The sequence below is a fragment of the Trichormus variabilis 0441 genome, assembly GCF_009856605.1.
Classification (GTDB): domain Bacteria; phylum Cyanobacteriota; class Cyanobacteriia; order Cyanobacteriales; family Nostocaceae; genus Trichormus; species Trichormus variabilis.
Genome location: NZ_CP047242.1, coordinates 4,572,613 through 4,590,242 on the forward strand (window position 1 = coordinate 4,572,613; position 17,630 = coordinate 4,590,242).

A 17,630-nucleotide genomic window follows, 5' to 3' on the forward strand; every position below is an offset into this window, starting at 1 on the left:
CCTAACCCCAACCCCTTCCCTTGTAGGATACTGTTGGCGAATTATTGAGGGGTTAAGCCCCTCAAGAGTTTGGAACAGTGGAAAAAAGAGAATAAGTATATTGAGCGTAGCATCTACAAAGATTATGACCCTGCACCCGCGTGATATGTCGCAGATTCCTGAAACAACAGCGCAAGTAGCCCGGAATTCATTTCCCAAAGGGAACATATATATGAAGATGCGGGATGAAATAGGAGTGTTATATAAGGATGAGGATTTTGTCAAACTTTACCGCGCAGATTGTGGTCAAAGTGGAATATCAGCAGGACAACTGGCATTAGTGACAGTAATGCAATTTATCGAAGGTTTAACGGATAGACAAGCGGCGGATGCAGTGAGGGGTCATATTGATTGGAAATACGCACTATCGTTGGAATTAAATGACCCAGGGTTTGATTATTCAGTACTTTCAGAATTTCGTCAGCGATTAATCAAAGCAGGACGAGAGCGAGAGTTACTCAACCAAATGCTAGCTCGTTTCCAAGAACTAGGTTGGCTCAAAAATCGCGGCCGTGTCAGAACTGATTCAACTCACGTATTAGCCGCAGTACGACAGTTAAATCGTTTGGAATTAGTGGGAGAAACTTTACGTCATACCTTAAATGACTTGGCTTATTTTGCCCCTGATTGGCTCAAATCGAGAGTTGACGTTGATTGGTTTGAACGTTACTCCCTGAGATTTGAGCAATACCGCTTGCCCAAATCAAAAGCCGAACGTGAGAAATTGAGGCGAAAAATTGGTGAGGATGGTCATCATTTGCTATCCGCTTTGTATGCAGACTCAACTTGTAATTGGCTGTGGCAGATTCCATCAGTGGAAACATTACGTATAGTTTGGGTGCAACAATACTATATTCAATTGCAACAAGTCTATTGGCGAGAACAAGATAACTTACCACCAAATAGACTACAGATTGAATCTCCTTACGATGTTGATGCACGCAATTCCAGCAAGCGAGAAATCAACTGGACTGGTTATAATCTGCATCTGACAGAAATTTGTCACCCCATACTGCCAAACTTAATTATCAATGTGGAAACGTCCGTGGCCACAAGTGCGGATGTTGAGATGACACCAGTAATTCATTCTCGTTTAAACCAGAACAATCTTTTGCCACAAGAACATGTTGTCGATACTGGCTATGTCAATGCTCAAAACTTAGTCGATAGTCAATCCCATTTTCATGTTGATTTAGTAGGAAAAGTTCCCCCCGGAACTAGTTGGCAAGCAACAGCACAATCCGGCTTTGAGCAAAATTGCTTCACTATTCATTGGGATTTGATGCGTGTTGATTGCCCAATGGGTAAACAAAGTAAGTCCTGGCGTACAACTGTCGATAGCCATGACAATCCAGTAGTCAAAATACAATTTGACAAATCCGATTGTTCGCTTTGTTCAAGTCGCTCAAAATGCACTCGCTCCAAAAAACTACCGCGTCTTCTGACCCTCAAACCACAGGAACTACATCTTGCATTACATGATGCTCGCATTCGCCAAAAAACTGAATCTTTTCAACAAATTTATCACCAACGTGCTGGCGTTGAAGGCTTGATTTCCCAAGCTACTGGTCGCTACCAATTACGCCGTTGTCGCTACATTGGTCTTGCCAAAACTCTCTTGCAGCATGTCATTACTGCTGCTGCTATCAACTTCAGTCGGATGTGGGATTGGTGGCAACATGTCCCACGCAGTCAGACTCGCGTTTCTCACTTTGCTCGAATTGCTCCCACTGCCTCATAGTATTCCTGATTTTCTATTTTGTGATGATTGGTTTTGCCCTCTATCAATTCGCCAACAGTATCCTACAAGGGAAGGGGCTGAAAATCTATAACTGAGTACCAAATCATAAGGGTTTTAAGCCTTTCCCCGTGTCGGGGAGAGGTTTGGAGAGGGGTTCTTCCGAATTTATCGAACTCACGCGGATTTAAATCCCCGTCTGAACGCTGAACAGCTTGCAGTGTGCAAAATGTCTTTAATTTTGTTGGCGTAGCCTGAGAGTAGGGTATTTTGAATTTTGAATTGTTAATGTGTTATCCAAGTATAAATTCAGCTTTCGTCCCATAGCCCGAAAATTTGTGCGATCGCTTGTTACTAGTCATGGTATCTGGGAAGTACGCGAGGCAATTATTCTCCGCCTCACAGATACCACAGGTAAAGTCGGCTGGGGAGAAATCGCACCCATTAGCTGGTTTGGTTCGGAAACTCTAGCCCAGGCTTTATATTTTTGTCGCCAATTACCAGAAGAAATCACCCAAGAAACCATTTTTTCCATTCCCGATGATTTACCAGCTTGTCAATTTGGCTTTGAATCGGCGTTGGAAGCAATGGGCAATGGGGAAGATGTAACTATAACTAACGCTCAATTTAGCGCCTTATTACCAGCCGGGGAAGCAGCACTACATCAATGGCGGCGCTTGTGGGAGGAGGGATATCGCACCTTTAAATGGAAAATAGCCGTGGGTGAAATAAGTGAAGAATTGAGAATTTTCGACTTACTCACCCAAAATTTACCAACATCCGCCAAACTGCGGTTAGATGCTAACGGTGGACTGAGTTATCCAGAAGCTCACCTATGGTTACAGGCTTGTGATAATTTACCCGTAGAAGTGGAATTTATCGAACAACCGCTACCCGTTGAGCAATTTTCCCAGATGTTGGAATTGAGTGAAGCTTATCCTACAGCGATCGCTTTAGATGAATCTGTGGCTAACCTCAAGCAACTAGCTACTTGTTATGCACAGGGTTGGCGGGATGTGTTTGTGGTTAAACCTGCGATCGCTGGTTCCCCCTCTCGCCTGCGACAGTTTTGCCAACAGCATAAAATTGACGCGGTATTCTCATCGGTATTTGAAACTGCGATCGCCAGAAAAGCATCACTCCAACTAGCAGCAGAATTATCTCGTGACAACAGGGCTGTTGGTTTTGGCGTTAACCACTTTTTTTACCAAGAAGCAGAAAACTGGCTGCAAAGTTTATGGAACAACCCCTAGCCTATCTGAATCGCCTCACTTCCCATGATTGGCTGATTGGTTATGACAGCCGAGAGTTTCACCAAAAAGCCACAGAACTGTACTTACAACTGAGTCAATTATCAACGCCAGAAACATCACCAAAAATTATCCTAGCCGAACGTGAACCAGTAAACTTTCTCGCTAGTTTTATCGCCGCCTGTGCTGCTAATTGCCAAGTTTTTCTCTGTAACCCAGATTGGGGTGAACAAGAATGGCATCAAGTATTTAATTTAGTACAACCCGATATTATTTTAGGCTTAGAAACTAAGGACAAATCAACTCAAACCTCAACAACTACTACCCACTATCCAATCCCCAATTCCCACTCCCCACTCATCATGATTCCCACCGGTGGTTCATCGGGACAAATTAAATTTGCCATTCACACTTGGGAAACCCTCACGGCTTCAGTGCAGGGATTTAGAGAATATTTTCACATCAAACAAGTTAATTCATATTGTATTTTACCTCTATATCATGTCAGTGGTTTAATGCAGTTTATGCGTTCTTTTACCACAGACGGAAAGTTAGTAATTCAACCATTTAAATCATTAGAAAGCAGTCAAATATCCCCAATCAAACCTACAGAATTTTTCATATCTTTAGTCCCGACACAATTACAACGCCTACTACAAAACTTAGAATTAACTACATGGTTATCCCAATTCAACACCGTACTTTTAGGTGGTGCGCCAGCTTGGGATGAACTATTAGAAAAAGCCAAATTCCATAACATTCGATTAGCACCAACCTATGGAATGACAGAAACCGCCTCCCAAATTGCCACCCTCAAACCAGATGATTTTTTGAATGGTAAAATTAACAGTGGTCAAATTCTTCCCCATGCCCAAGTGACAATTTGTAATCAACAAGGGGAAGTTCTACCAGCAAATCACATAGGAAATATTACAATTCAAGCTCAATCTTTATCCCTTGGTTATTATCCTCAACTTGTGGAGAACCAAAATTATTTCCAAGTAGATGATTTAGGTTTTTTAGATGGACAAGGTTATCTAAACATTGTCGGCAGAAACAGCGACAAAATCATCACAGGTGGAGAAAACATCTACCCGATAGAAATAGAATCAGCCATCCGCGCCACACAAATGGTAGCTGATGTTTGCGTAATTGGTATACCAGATCAGCAATGGGGACAAGCATTAACAGCAATTTATATTCCTAAAGACACCAATACATCTGTCAGTGAAATTAAAACTGCCATCTCCCATCAACTCAGCCGATTTAAAATCCCCAAACATTGGATATCATTAGATACCTTACCCCGCAACCCTCAAGGTAAAATCAGTCGCCAACAACTACAACAAATAGCCCTGTTAAAAACAGAAACCAAGTAAAAAAACTCCGCGTATCTTTGCGCCTCCCTCCGCGCCCCTCCGCGTTTAAAAACAATTTTCACCAAACCTCTACCTAACCAGAAAACTCAGCCCGCAACTGACTCACCACCCGATCCAATCCCACAGAATGAGCCGCCTTAAACAACACACGATCGCCCCCCTGCACAAACGTAGTCAATCTCGCAACTAAATCAGCATGGGTAGCAAAACACTCAGATGGGATTCCCTCAGCACTTTTGGCGATCGCTTCCGCATCTTCCCCATCAACTAGCACCAACAAACCATCTAATTTTAAGTTACGGACTGTTTCCCCTACCCGTTGGTGTAACTGTGCTGATCGCTCGCCTAATTCTTTCATCGCCCCCAACACCGCAATTTTCCGTTTTCCTGGTGTATCGGCTAATAATTGCAACGCTGCTAACATAGCTTCTGGTGCAGCATTATAAGTCTCATCTAATATTAATACATCATTGGGCAAACTAAAACGCTGTGATCGCCCAGTCGGCATATTCACGCTCACACCAGCTTGCAAGCTCGACCATTCAATCCCTAATACCTTTGCCACTGCCAAAGCTGCTAAGTAATTGGTGGCATTATGACGACCGGGCAAAGGTAAAGGTAGACGTAATCCAGCCACTTCCACAATGGCATTATCAACTAGAGAACCTTGAATATCCCCACCAGATAAACCATAAGTTAATACTTCCCCTGACCAAAATTTTCCTGCTGTCGCCATCAACAACGGATTGTCATGGTTAAGAATCGCCACACTATCCTTGGGCATTTCGGCTAATAACTCACATTTTGCCTCAGCGATCGCCTCTTCTGAACCCAATAACTCAATATGTGCTGTTCCGACGTTGGTAATCACCCCAATTGTGGGATTGGCTATTTGGGTGAGTTCGGCAATTTGTCCCCTACCCCGCATAGCCATTTCAATCACAGCGTAATCGTGTTCAGCGTTCAGTTCTAGAAGGGTTTTCGGGACACCGATTTCGTTGTTGAAATTGCCATAAGTCTTGTGGATATTACCTTTCGTCCCCAACACTGCGGCGATCAATTCTTTTGTAGTAGTTTTCCCTACCGAACCCGTCACCCCAATCACTGGGATATCGAAGCGATCGCGCCACCATCTACCCAGTTTTTGATAAGCCTCTAGGGTATTGCTGACTTGTAAGACAGGGAATCCAGGATTCTCGTAATCATCATCAACAATAGCCGCGATCGCACCATTAGCGATCGCTGTCTGGACAAACTCATGTCCATCAAACTTTTCTCCCCGAAAAGCCAGAAAAACTTCCCCTGGCTTGATAATCCGCGTATCTGTTTGGATACCGCTACTAACTTGTGCTAACGCCGCTTCCGATATATTGAAAGGACGAGCTAAAAGAACTTCTATTAGTTGATTTAAAGTAACAGACCAAGACATATTAATCAATTCAAAATACCCTACGGGAAGCTAAAGCTACAAAATTCAAAATTCAAAATAAGTGTTTGAAACCCTTAAACCCTTAAACCCTTACACCCCTATACCCCAATACGGTTCAGTTAAGAAAATAAATTAACTGCTACACATAAAACAGATCTATTTTTTGGAGGGGGCTTGGGGGACGCAACCGTCCCCCAATCGGGGGTTTGGGGGAGAATCCCCCAAGTCTTGGTTCTTCTGAAATCGATAAGCTGACAACGTTAACTGAACCGTATTGCCCTATACCCTTACTCCCTAAACCCAGTCTCAACAGAAAATCTGGGTGCGTAAGTTCTAACTAAACATGCCAAAGAAGTTAAACTCCTTTGGCACACTTAGTATATAAGTATTTGGTAATTATGGCTTGCTAATTGCCAGAAATAATTTTGTGATCAGCTTAAATTTGGTTTTTGAGTGACATCGTTTGTAAAATTCGTATTGCTATATCAGGGGAAATACCCAAAGCTTGATATAAATCTTTTAAAAAGTTTGTTTCTTCTTCAGTAACATGATTTTCACTCAAAACCAAATCACTGGCTACGGCAAAAGCTACTTCTCGTAACTCTAGAGATAAAGATTCTTTAGCCAAATTAAATAAGGCATTAAAACCGTCTCGCCGGAGAATCATCAAGGTTTTGTCACACAACTGGGCGATCGCTTCCGTGGAGTAGTTTCTTAAAGGCTTTGAGCGAGACAGTTCACAAGAGATAGAACGCTCTTGTTCATAGGATAAATAACCATCTAACGCTGTTGCCAATAAAATAATAGCAACAAAAGCTTCTGTGGAACTGAGTACTTCTGGGGCTTGGTTTTCTCTGCCCAGGAAGGTGTCTAATAAATTCATGATAGTCGCTCCTGGTGGGGGTCTCAATAGCGGTACAGTTACCCGTTTGTTTTTGGCTTACAGATAAGTCTGCATCGCTGTGAGACTTAACATAATTTAGTGTTCCCAGGATTTTTGTATAGCGAACACTAGTAATTAATGGGTTGCGACTAAAAGTATACCTTTAGGAGTGGATTTAATGTTCTCCTGTCTTCTCAATTGTTTCAATAACCGCCAGACCTATACCAGAAGCTGTAATCAACAGTACTACCGATAGCAGAAAGGCGCTGGTTAGCATCCGCAAGGCTTCATCGAAAAAAATGTAGGTGGTCATTGCTTCACCTGTTGAATTCTGTGCTGCTAGTACTTTTTGTTTCTCCACCTCCTGAGTCAGGAATTCCGTCGAGAAACTGCTAGCAATTGCATCTTAACAAAACTTTAGCTCCTTCAGTTTATGAAAAAAAATATTTCTTTCTGAAGATTCGATGAAATTAGCCTAGATTTTGTTGCGTACAGTACTGAAAGATTTTTTATGAGAAGAATCAGCTATCTTTATTGCTATCACTTTAGTTGATGGGGGGTAAAATAAAACACTTATACTCTGGAAATAGCTCTGAGTGGGAATAAACAGGCATAAAATTCATAGCAGCCAATTTTTAATCTCTAAATCGCTAAAATACTTAGCAGATATTTTGAGGAAATTTACTGATAAAACAAAATTTGCAGACCTTTGCTTTTACATCAGGTCAATTATGAGAAAGAATTAAAAATTTATTTACAAAATTTATATGTTTTCAGCCTAAAGATGGAAGATTTTGTCAACGGTAAACTTTATTGATATTGTTTCTTGTGAATTCTGCGGTGTTTTCTCCCAAACTAAAGCAAAAATAAATCCATGATACAAAATGATACAGAACTATTGACAACATCTGGTGCGGCTGTACCTATTCTGATTACGGGTGGTGCAGGCTTTATTGGCTCCAATTTCGTCCATCATTGGTATGAACAGTACCCAGGCGATCGCATAATTGTTTTGGATGCGCTCACCTATGCAGGGAATCGCCAAAATTTAGCAGATATAGAAGGAAAAGCAAATTTAAGATTTGTCAAGGGAGATATAGGTGATCGCGCTCTCATTGATCAGCTACTAGAGGAAGAAAAGATTCAGGCGATCGCCCACTTTGCAGCTGAATCTCACGTTGATCGCTCAATTGTCGCGCCAGATGCTTTCATTCAGACCAATGTTGTAGGTACATTTACTTTATTAGAAGCCTTTCGCCATCACTGGACAAAACAAGGCAAACCTGCTAACTACCGCTTTCTCCACGTCTCTACAGATGAAGTTTACGGCAGCCTTGAACTAGATGATCCAGCTTTTACAGAAACAACTCCTTACGCCCCCAACAGTCCCTATTCCGCCTCTAAAGCAGGTAGTGATCATCTAGCACGAGCTTATTACCACACCTACGGTTTACCAACCTTAATTACAAATTGCTCCAATAACTACGGCCCCTATCACTTCCCCGAAAAATTAATTCCCCTAATATGCCTCAATATTCTCTTAGGTAAACCTCTACCTATCTATGGAGATGGGTTAAATATCCGTGATTGGTTATATGTTGAAGACCATTGTCGTGCTTTAGATATTGTCATTCATCAGGGTAAACCAGGAGAAACCTACAACATTGGCGGTAATAACGAAATCAAAAACATTGACCTTGTTCAGATGATCTGTGAGTTAATGGACGAATTAGCCCCTGATTTACCCGTCTCTCCCGCCAGTAAACTCATTACCTTCGTCAAAGACCGCCCCGGACACGATCGCCGTTATGCGATCGATGCGACAAAAATCAAAACAGAATTAGGTTGGGAACCCCAACAAACAATCTCGACTGGATTACGCCACACCATCCAGTGGTATCTAACTCATCGCCATTGGTGGGAAGCACTTTTACCAAAGGAGTAGGTCAAGATTATCAGGGAAAAATCATGTTCACCAACTTTGAACAAACCATAGTTGATACAACAGCAGCTCAAATCAATCTAGTCAAAGGAGGTCAAGGCGCGCCACTACTTTTATTACATGGCTATCCTCAAACCCATGTCATGTGGCATAAGATAGCACCTCTCTTAGCTGAAAACTTCACCGTAGTCGCCACAGATTTAAGAGGATACGGTGACAGTTCCACACCCACCAGTACACCCAATCACATCAATTATTCCAAAAGGGTGATGGCGCAAGATCAAGTCGAGGTCATGTCAAAGCTAGGATACGAAGAATTTTATGTCGTCGGCCATGACCGAGGAGCGCGAGTTGCTCATCGTCTGGCGTTAGATTATCCTCATCGTGTCAAAAAACTAGCCTTACTAGATATTGCACCCACCCATAAAATGTACAGGACAACCGATCAAGAATTTGCCACAGCTTATTATCATTGGTTCTTTTTGATTCAACCCGATAATTTACCAGAAACCTTAATCGGAGCTAATCCCGAATATTATCTACGCAACTGTTTAGAAAAATGGGGTAAAGATTTTTCAGCTTTTCATCCTCAGAGGCTATTTATAAAGTAAATCTAAAAGTGAGTATAAAAGTAAGCTTGGAGGTATAGGATACATGAAATATAGTGTATTTACATAGCTACTCATGGGACGAAAGTCTTACCCCACAGACTTAACTGATATGGAGTGGGAAATTCTGGCTCCATTGATTCCACCAGCCAAAGAAGGAGGGCATCCACGCACAACGGATATGCGTGAGATATGCAATGCTATCTACTATCACTTGAAAACGGGATGCCAATGGAATATGCTTCCGGGGGACTTTCCACCCAGTTCAACTGTTTACAGTTACTACCGCAAATGGCAGCGCAAAGGAGTCTGGGAAAAATTAAACCATACACTGCGCGGACAAGTTCGCACAAAACTAGGCAAATCAACGCAACCCACAGCGATCGCCGCAGACAGTCAGTCGGTCAAAACTGACCAAAAAAAGGGGAAGTGTACGGTTTTGACGGGTGTAAAAAGGTAAAAGGAAGAAAGCGGCAGACTCTAGTTGATAGCCTGGGACTGTTGTTGAAAGTTGTTGTCAGTGAAGCCAATGCGCCGGAACGGGTACTTGCTGCCTACGCATTAATGGAACTTTTAGAGGAGCGTCCGGAATTACTGGAAAAAGTTCAAGTCATGTGGGTTGATTCCGGTTACGACGGCGATAAATTTGCTCTTTCAGTTTGGTTGATGATCCAAGCACATGTTGAAGTCATACGGCGTACTGAGCAAGAATTCCGGATTTTGCCCAAACGTTGGGTAGTCGAAAGAACATTTGGCTGGTTGAACCAATATCATCGTCTCAGTAAGGATTATGAGCATCTTCCAGAGATGAGCGAAGCAGCTATATATGCTGTAATGACTAGGATTATGCTACGTCGTCTTGTATCCTAAAGATTTACTTTATAAATAATCTCTCAAGCTTTAGCCGAATATATACGCTGCTTTTGTCAGCCGGCTGTAATTCACGCAACCTGTGAAGATTATCGTGCTGCGGCCACGATTGATTTAGAACATGATGAACTCGACATAGAACAGAAAATTCAATGTCCTGTACTGGTGCTGTGGGGTGAAAAAGGAATTATTGAACGCAAATACAATGTTTTAGAAACGTGGCAAGAACGAGCCATTGATGTGCAAGGTCAGTCTCTACCTTGTGGTCATTTTCTACCTGAAGAAGCACCAGAAGAGACTTATCAGGCTATTTATAAGTTTTTAACTCACCATCTCTCAGATCATTCCAATGGCGATCGCTCTAGTAGTAGTTAGTAATACCAATTAAAAAAAAGAATGCGACAACAATCTGTAGAGACGCGATTCATCACGTCTTCACCCAATGATGTGTTGCTGCTGTGATGAAAGGCAGATAAATTTTAGTGAATTATAGGTAGGCTAGGCAATGTCCAGCATATCCGGGTTTTGGTGGGCAATGCCCACCCTACAAATACTTACGTTTGTTCAATCATCAAATCGGATTCCCATATACTGGTTTTTGTTTAAGGACTAGCTGTATCTACTCTCACAGAAATAACCTTAATCTTTACGTATTTGTCTAACTTCTTTGACGCGCCAACAACACGAAAGCTCACAGAAACAGGAGAATTAGAACCTACTATTTTTCTAGGAATAACCGCCTCATATTCACTAGTCTGATTTGAATTGTTTAAAGTCCATTGAGTAATATAACGATTATTAACTATTAACTCTAAATTTGTTTTTAAATTTGCTTCTACTGACAGATTATCTATTTTAGCCATTAACTTCAAATCTTCTAATTTCTGAGTATCAATAGGTAAAATAAATTCAGCTTCTGGAGATTTAATTAAACTGCCATCTACTTCAGCTTTTCCCCAACCTTTCCGAGTAAAATTACGCAAGTTGCCACTTTCTGCAAAATTTATACTCAATGGTACAGCACATCGAAAATTTCCATTGAGATATCCCCAACCCTGACGGTTAAAAGAAATATTAGCTAATAGTTGTTCCAGTGAATCTTGTGGGTTGCGACTAATCAGCTTTCCTTTCGTACTACAAAGACGTTCTTCTGTTTGATTGACAAAATCTTGGTAAATCAGAATTTTGATAATATCGCCAGCCTTGTTTACATAAATAAAAGGTGAGTCTATTTGATTAGGTGCGATCGCTTCACCAAATCGCTCATATTCTCTAACTCGTTCAGCAAAAATTTCTGGTTCTGGATTGTACCAATTAGGAAAATTCGATAAAACCCAATTTGCTTGGGATTTCATTTTTAAATAATGCCCATCCCAAGGACGTTTAAAGAAAAGTTCATTGGGAAAAAGCTGTAAAATTAACATCAAAGGTAAGAGAGAATATTTGAATAACCCTTTTACATCATCTATATTTGCAGCTACCCAGACAATCAAAGCCATCGCCGCCCAAAAAGCATATCTACTGAAAATTTCCTGGCCATGATTCCAGTTTGTTTGGCTTAAAGTTGGCTGGAGCATTAAGAAAAATGCTACTAGCAATATATCACTTTGGTTGAATGCTGGCTGTTTCTTCTTGATTACAACTAGAAGTACGCGATATACCAGAAGAATCAAAACCCCAATCATTAGACCTGGAAACCCAACAATTAGTCCCTGATTCAAATCAAATAATGTAGAAGTAAAGCGTTCCCAGCTAATTAAACTAGGGTTGACAAATCCTCTTTTGGCAATCAAATTGGGGATTTGGTAATGATAATAGAAAAATCCATAAGGAAAAAGAGATGAAGCGGCTATTAAAGCCAGCCAAATATGTTTCTTGATGAACTGTAAGGGATTATTTACTATATTGGATTTGAAGTTCTTGAGGACAAAGAATATTAAAATTGATGCCAAAAGAAAAACTACTGATGGGTTTTGTAAGGTTGCTAAAGTCGCAGCGATCGCCGCAATGTAAATTCGTTGCTCAAGAAAGGCACATCCGGAGATTAAAATAGATGCAGCGATGAAAACCTCAGGGTGAGGCCATCGCAGATAAAAGAACACGCACCCAGCTAAATATAATAAGGCGATCGCCCAACGTACTAAAGGAGATTGTCGGGAAAACAACAAAACATAAACCAGGGTGAAGCTGATAAAAATTGCGTTGGTTAGCTGAAAAGCTTTAAGTTCATTGAGTCCCAAAACAGCAAGAAAAGCTTTAGCAGGGAGATTGATTAGCGGATAAAGCCAGAAGTGATAACCAAAATACTCTCCCCTCGTAGACTTGAGAATGCCCAAATAAATCTCATTTTCCCCATTTCTCAAAGCTTCCAGCGTTCCTTGGAGAACCTTAACATCATAAGAACTAGGTTGAGTTTCCACAATCTTGATCAGACTGGTAATATCACCTTCTCTAATATCTGGGCTGAAATGATTAAAGAACCCTTGGAGAATCAAAGCATATTCATAGCCATCGCCTTGTCTAATTGGATTGGTCTTGAGACAGTATAAAATTAGAACAATTGTGAAAATTGAGATAAAGATAACAGCAAATTTTTTAGAAGCGATCACACTGACAAAGGAGTCTAACGGATAATTTCTCATAGAGCTTAATCGCCACATCGTAAAGTTATTTGAAATAGCAATAATATATTTTCAAAAATCACATTTCAGAATATCAGCTAAAGTCGTGTCAGTAAACTCCATGATTTTGAAGTTTAGTTTGCTACACATAGCCTAAGGAACAAAAGGTTGAGCATGAGCGAGTTTACCCTTACTGAATAATTTATTACTCCTAACTCAGCACTCAAGTTTGATTAAAATCAATGATAATGATAAAGATTTTCAATAAATTCGATAATTGAGAAGCTCACACAGCTAGCTATACCACTGCTACCACTGATGTTTAGGCTTTTATCGCCTGAAAAAGCCAAATAAAATTAACCTTGACTTATGGATTAGGTTAAGAGAAACTAACTAATGACGGATGCGTTGACTTATAAAATTAATAATTTTTGTAAATTTTCTGAGATATTTATTTTGAGAGATGGAACATTAGTTAAAAAATGGCAAGTTTGTATCTAAGTAACAATGTTCCTAGAGCTATACATATAGCTTGCTGCTAAGGCAGTAAAATTCAAGCGGACTTATTGTGGTTGGCTAAGAGTATGGAAACATTAGAATTTATCATCTATCCAGACGGTCGAGTACAAGAAACGGTCACTGGCATTGTAGGGGCTTCCTGTGCTGAGGTTACAGCAGCAATAGAAGCACAACTAGGGCAAGTACTTACTCATCAGCCAACCTCAGAATTTTTCGCCACCCAGGTTCAAGAATCTAGCGTGGCAAATACGCAAACTACTTACAGCGATTGGTAAGTTCTCATAGCAGTTCATTGTCGTTGATTTACAACCACCATGTCACACTTTAGCCAAATTAAGACTCAGATCCGTAACCTCGAATCTTTACAAGAAGCGCTCACCGATTTGGGCATAGACTGGAAACCAGGCCCACAAGAAGTACGCGGCTATCGCGGTCAAACCCATCCTGCGGAAATCACCATTGAGCAGGAAAATGGCTATGATATCGGCTTTAGATGGAATGGCAAAGAATATGAACTAGTGGCAGACCTACAATATTGGCAACAAAACCTGTCAGTTGATGGTTTCTTACGCCAAGTTACCCAACGTTATGCTTACCAAACAGTAGTGAAAGAAACTGCTCGTGTAGGCTTCCAGGTCTCCGAACAGCAAAAAAATGAAGATGGTTCGATTCGCCTAGTTGTACAGCGCTGGAGTGCGTAATGGCTGATTTTCTGCCGTCGCCAGAACAAGAAGACAATCGTTCCGGTTTTGAGCCAGAACTAGGGGGTTTTTTGCGGGATGCCCCAGAACGTTCTGGTTTTGAACCAGAATTGGGCGGAATACTGCGGCAAAAAGGTGTTTATGTTGACGAAATCACCTGTATTGGTTGCAAGCATTGCGCTCATGTGGCGCGGAACACATTCTACATTGAGCCTGATTATGGGCGATCGCGTGTAATTCGTCAAGATGGGGACGCGGAAGAAGTTATTCAAGAAGCAATCGATACTTGTCCGGTTGATTGTATTCATTGGGTTGATTACACCGAACTCAAAAATTTAGAAGAAGACCGTAAATTCCAGGTAATTCCTGTTGTTGGCTACCCAGTAGACCATGCAGTGGCAACTACCGAAAAGCGGCGGAAAAAGCAAAAGTCAAAAAATAAAAAATCCCGTTATTAACATAAAAAATTAAATCTATAAAAGTAAAAGGACTGTTAATAACAGCCCTTTTATTTTTGTGATTTTTTTTAAGTCTCGATTTAGCATCAATCCGGTATTCACTTTTGATGATGATTCCCCTTGAGCTTAACCTCATTTCATGGGCTTAACTAAATTGAATTTAGCTGGATTTTATTTAAGGTTCAAAGGATCATGTTGTGACAACAACTTTTCTACTTTTGCTTCATCAATGCGCGCAGCTAATCTTCTGGCTTCATGCAAATCTCTAGTGGTTTTAGCTAGAGTAAAAGTTGAACCAACAGAAAAAGCCAAACCCATACTCATAAAGCCTTTTACCCAGTTATCTACAGGTAAATTCGCAATTCCAAAACTAGTCATAGAAATAGAAAGCACAAAAGCAGCCCATGTTTGAATAACCCAAGCCGCACTATCTTTCTGAGGCCCAATAGTTTGCATATTTTTCACCTGTGATGAGATTTCTTAAGAATAATTATGTGTATGTTTTAATGTTTAATAAGGGAATTCCAGATAAAAAAATATCCAAAATGTAGGGTGCGTCAGTATGAAGAATTTATGAGTATAGTTAGGTTCTATGGCACTGACGCACCCTACTAAACCATGAATTTTGGATAATTTATTTTTTGTTGTTCCCTAATTAAGATTAAATATGATTATATTGATTACTAAATTCGCTGATTTTTAGAATCAATCCACTTTATTAACTGGACTCAAGAAAGTAATTTTTAACTAATAAAAATAAGTAAAAACTGGCACAGGAAATGTACCAGTTTTAGGATTGTCATCAAGCTCTAGTTGATATTCTCAAAATTTCAGTTTTGACTATTCAGTCTCTGGGAAGGTTTGTACTTTACCATCTGGGCTGAGAAGAACCCGAATTCTTGTCATTTGCCCAGAGCGATTAGCAGAAACAAAGGGTTCTCCGATAGCAGGCATTCCAACTAAATCAACATAATCTCTAGCTGCCTTGCCTAAAGGTAAAATCCGCTCAATTGAGCCATCTACCCCCAGCATGACGCTATACTCCAAGGTTTGTGCAAATCCTGAGGGTGGTTGCCAACGCTTTTTGAAAAACTCCCTAGCTTCTGCTACCTGTGGTGTATCAAACAGTGTGCCAGTGTTACTCGTAGCAATGTCACCAGACGAAGCTGTCTTGGGTTCACTTCTCGAACCATCTATTAATGAGCTAGTGTCAGCCAACTCTGGAGAAGTATTGACTCTACTTCTTGTGGCTTGTGAGGTTACTGGTGAGTAGGCCTGAGGAATTGCATTGTTAGGTATGGTAGCCAGTGGTGGTGGTACCGGTGGAATACCAGAGGCAATATTACCTGTAGAGGTGGATAATCTGGGGGGCAAATTCCGCTTGAGAGTAATCCCTGCTGAGTTAATACCCCCTGAGGGATTTGGTTGAATAGCCACTTGTTGCCCTGGTGGAGTAATACCTCCTGCATTGCCTGAGATTGGTGGAATGTTTGTCTGAGGTATATTTAATGGTTGTTTTGAAGTTACAGAGTTGGGAGGTAAAGCAGAATTAGCTGGGAAACTGGTATTAGGAGATATGAGGGGAGTTGTCGGTAAACCAGTATTGGGAGGAGGTGGCGGAGCCGAACCTAAAGGCAAGGACGATGAATTATTAGCAGGGGCTAGTTCAGATTGAGGTGCGGGAAAATTAGGTAGGGTTGGTTGTAAAGCTATTTGTTCATCGTTGGGATTGCTGTTTGTTGCTGTCTGCTGCTCTTTTTGTTTGGTGTTATTAGCATATTGCCAAGTTAAAGGCGTTAAACCTAAAGCTAATACTAATACGGCAGCAACAGAAGCCCAAGCCGGGAACCGTACCACGGAACTAGTGTTATTGAGAGATGGTAATGCCATTACATCTGTCGAATATTCATCTAACGCTGTTGCGAGATCGAACAGTTGCAACAAACTTAGTTGAATAACATAGCCAGATGCTTGATTAGCTAAGGAACCAAGAAATAAATTGTGTGTTAAATAATCGCCCGGTTCTAAATAGATTTTTGTCCCTGGTATTTGGGGTATAAAAGATTTTGTGGTTTTAGATAAGAGTGAAGCTTGATGAAAATCTGTTAATTCTTCAGTAGATACTTTAGTTGAATCTTCCAGTTCAGAGACATTAAAACGAAAACTATCTGGTGGCTGTTGGAGAAATTGTTGTACGTAAGTGGTGACAGCATCACATAAAGCTTCAAGTTGGTCGCGATCGCCTCGAATTGGTACTCTGTTTTCTTCGGGCAATTGCGGGTCATCAAAGCGCAACTCAAAGGTTAAGTGCCTAAGTACTGGTTTGCCCATCCAACGTGACAAAGGGGAGCTTTGCGCCAATACTTCTAGCGTACAAGTAGGTGGTGTGTAGCGGCGAATGACAGAATTAGATAGAGGCATGGCAGGAACTGCAAAGGAGATGTTTTCAAAATTTTGCGGAACGGTCGATGAGTGCTAGCCAAAGACGGCGGTGTCCACCAGGAGCGCTATAAAACAGCAAATCTACAAGTAGTTTCAGCGCTAGGTTGGTTAGTAAATCCGTCGAGATTTGCTCGTCCTCTTCCATCCGCTCTTGGTAGGTGTTGCAGAAAGCATCTATGTAGTCTCCAAGTAAAGCAGCCTGATGAGGTTCCCGATTTTTTTCCGCCATTTGTTCTAGTAGACCCACCGCACGACGAATTAATTCCTGGTGCTGTTTGGCGAGGTAGCAGATGATGAGAACAAGCGATCGCGCTTCTTCTACATCCAGCTTTTTCCGCCCTCCTTGACCTTTGCGTAGAGGGTTTGACTGACGCAAACGCCATAAAGCTACGCGGTCTGGCACTTTCGACTCTAGATTCAGACTGGTTGCCGCCGAGAGCATAGCCTCAGAGCCAATTCCCGTCAGGGTTTCCAGTGCCAACAGTACCAAATCTAACTGAGTTTTGATGTTGTCCCATTCAACGACATTTGGGGTTGGGAGTTTAATTAAGTCCTCCCATTGGGAATTGGGAGTGGCTGGATCAGCGGCCGATTGCATAACTTTAAGCATAGGTGATCAGGCTGGTAGGGGCTGTTGCTGTTACCCATTTTGAAACCAGACTCTGAATAATTAGAGTTGGTTTCCTCTGAAAAATGCAGGAAGAAGAAGGGAGGAGGAGGGGCAGGAAGAGAAGTCGCCAAGAGGGTCTCC

The 17,630-nt window shown here is 41.3% G+C and carries 17 protein-coding genes; 10 read left to right on the forward strand and 7 right to left on the reverse strand.

Annotated features, from left to right (window positions below):
- Positions 1–124: 124 nt before the first annotated feature.
- The 3 genes from GSQ19_RS18875 to GSQ19_RS18885 all read left to right on the forward strand — a co-directional run bounded on the left by GSQ19_RS18875 (position 125) and on the right by GSQ19_RS18885 (position 4,406).
- Positions 125–1,780, forward strand: coding sequence for an IS5-like element ISAva5 family transposase (locus GSQ19_RS18875; RefSeq protein WP_041455935.1), 1,656 nt, complete (start codon positions 125–127; stop codon positions 1,778–1,780).
- Positions 1,781–2,067: 287 nt separating this feature from the next.
- Entirely contained in the window at positions 2,068–3,030 is a 963-nt protein-coding gene (locus GSQ19_RS18880) for an o-succinylbenzoate synthase (RefSeq protein WP_011319396.1), read from the forward strand.
- Entirely contained in the window at positions 3,015–4,406 is a 1,392-nt protein-coding gene (locus GSQ19_RS18885; RefSeq protein ID WP_011319397.1) for a 2-succinylbenzoate--CoA ligase, read from the forward strand. Before GSQ19_RS18880 ends, GSQ19_RS18885 begins: the two co-directional genes overlap by 16 nt.
- Before the next feature lie 73 nt (positions 4,407–4,479).
- Here the strand turns inward: GSQ19_RS18885 and GSQ19_RS18890 are convergent, their stop codons facing one another.
- The 3 genes from GSQ19_RS18890 to GSQ19_RS29785 all read right to left on the reverse strand — a co-directional run bounded on the left by GSQ19_RS18890 (position 4,480) and on the right by GSQ19_RS29785 (position 7,031).
- Positions 4,480–5,835 (reverse strand): UDP-N-acetylmuramoyl-tripeptide--D-alanyl-D-alanine ligase, encoded by a 1,356-nt coding sequence (locus GSQ19_RS18890; RefSeq protein ID WP_011319398.1) that lies wholly within the window; start codon positions 5,833–5,835, stop codon positions 4,480–4,482.
- Positions 5,836–6,271: 436 nt separating this feature from the next.
- Complete coding sequence (locus tag GSQ19_RS18895; RefSeq protein ID WP_011319399.1) at positions 6,272–6,718, reverse strand: tellurite resistance TerB family protein; 447 nt, start codon at positions 6,716–6,718, stop codon at positions 6,272–6,274.
- Positions 6,719–6,893: 175 nt separating this feature from the next.
- A complete protein-coding gene (locus GSQ19_RS29785) occupies positions 6,894–7,031 on the reverse strand; it encodes a hypothetical protein (RefSeq protein ID WP_041456794.1) in 138 nt (45 codons plus the stop codon).
- A 561-nt stretch (positions 7,032–7,592) separates the two neighbouring features.
- On the opposite strand from GSQ19_RS29785, the gene rfbB reads away from it, so the two are divergent.
- The 4 genes from rfbB to GSQ19_RS29790 all read left to right on the forward strand — a co-directional run bounded on the left by rfbB (position 7,593) and on the right by GSQ19_RS29790 (position 10,513).
- Positions 7,593–8,663 carry a dTDP-glucose 4,6-dehydratase gene (gene rfbB, locus GSQ19_RS18900; protein WP_011319400.1) on the forward strand — a complete coding sequence of 357 codons (1,071 nt, stop codon included), beginning with the start codon at positions 7,593–7,595 and terminating at the stop codon, positions 8,661–8,663.
- 23 nt (positions 8,664–8,686) lie between these two features.
- On the forward strand, positions 8,687–9,271 hold the full coding sequence (locus GSQ19_RS18905) for an alpha/beta fold hydrolase (RefSeq protein WP_011319401.1): 585 nt from the start codon (positions 8,687–8,689) through the stop codon (positions 9,269–9,271).
- A gap of 73 nt (positions 9,272–9,344) precedes the next feature.
- Positions 9,345–10,138 (forward strand): IS5-like element ISAva7 family transposase gene (locus tag GSQ19_RS18910; protein ID WP_104009889.1). Its coding sequence is split into 2 segments (ribosomal slippage): positions 9,345–9,684 and positions 9,684–10,138, totalling 795 coding nucleotides; the frame shifts between segments, so codons are not numbered across the junction.
- Between the two features lie 165 nt (positions 10,139–10,303).
- The gene (locus GSQ19_RS29790; RefSeq protein WP_197992818.1) at positions 10,304–10,513 is read left to right on the forward strand and encodes an alpha/beta fold hydrolase; all 210 of its coding nucleotides are present in this window, start codon (positions 10,304–10,306) and stop codon (positions 10,511–10,513) included.
- Positions 10,514–10,740: 227 nt separating this feature from the next.
- Here GSQ19_RS29790 and GSQ19_RS18920 read toward each other — a convergent pair whose 3' ends face one another.
- Entirely contained in the window at positions 10,741–12,780 is a 2,040-nt protein-coding gene (locus GSQ19_RS18920; RefSeq protein WP_104009930.1) for a hypothetical protein, read from the reverse strand.
- A gap of 563 nt (positions 12,781–13,343) precedes the next feature.
- On the opposite strand from GSQ19_RS18920, the gene GSQ19_RS18925 reads away from it, so the two are divergent.
- Genes GSQ19_RS18925 through GSQ19_RS18935 form a run of 3 tightly spaced genes read left to right on the forward strand, consistent with a single transcriptional unit; the run spans position 13,344 to position 14,437 of the window.
- Positions 13,344–13,553 (forward strand): DUF2997 domain-containing protein, encoded by a 210-nt coding sequence (locus GSQ19_RS18925; protein ID WP_011319403.1) that lies wholly within the window; start codon positions 13,344–13,346, stop codon positions 13,551–13,553.
- Positions 13,554–13,592: 39 nt separating this feature from the next.
- Positions 13,593–13,979 carry a DUF1257 domain-containing protein gene (locus tag GSQ19_RS18930; RefSeq protein ID WP_011319404.1) on the forward strand — a complete coding sequence of 129 codons (387 nt, stop codon included), beginning with the start codon at positions 13,593–13,595 and terminating at the stop codon, positions 13,977–13,979.
- Positions 13,979–14,437: a ferredoxin gene (locus GSQ19_RS18935; RefSeq protein ID WP_011319405.1), complete on the forward strand. Its 459-nt coding sequence runs from the start codon at positions 13,979–13,981 to the stop codon at positions 14,435–14,437. The genes GSQ19_RS18930 and GSQ19_RS18935 overlap by 1 nt, the downstream gene beginning before the upstream one ends.
- A 171-nt stretch (positions 14,438–14,608) precedes the next feature.
- Here the strand turns inward: GSQ19_RS18935 and GSQ19_RS18940 are convergent, their stop codons facing one another.
- The 3 genes from GSQ19_RS18940 to GSQ19_RS18950 all read right to left on the reverse strand — a co-directional run bounded on the left by GSQ19_RS18940 (position 14,609) and on the right by GSQ19_RS18950 (position 17,489).
- Entirely contained in the window at positions 14,609–14,893 is a 285-nt protein-coding gene (locus tag GSQ19_RS18940; RefSeq protein WP_011319406.1) for a YiaA/YiaB family inner membrane protein, read from the reverse strand.
- A gap of 384 nt (positions 14,894–15,277) precedes the next feature.
- A complete protein-coding gene (locus GSQ19_RS18945; RefSeq protein ID WP_011319407.1) occupies positions 15,278–16,858 on the reverse strand; it encodes a DUF4335 domain-containing protein in 1,581 nt (526 codons plus the stop codon).
- A gap of 25 nt (positions 16,859–16,883) precedes the next feature.
- Entirely contained in the window at positions 16,884–17,489 is a 606-nt protein-coding gene (locus tag GSQ19_RS18950) for a DUF3038 domain-containing protein (protein WP_010994225.1), read from the reverse strand.
- Positions 17,490–17,630: the final 141 nt, after the last annotated feature.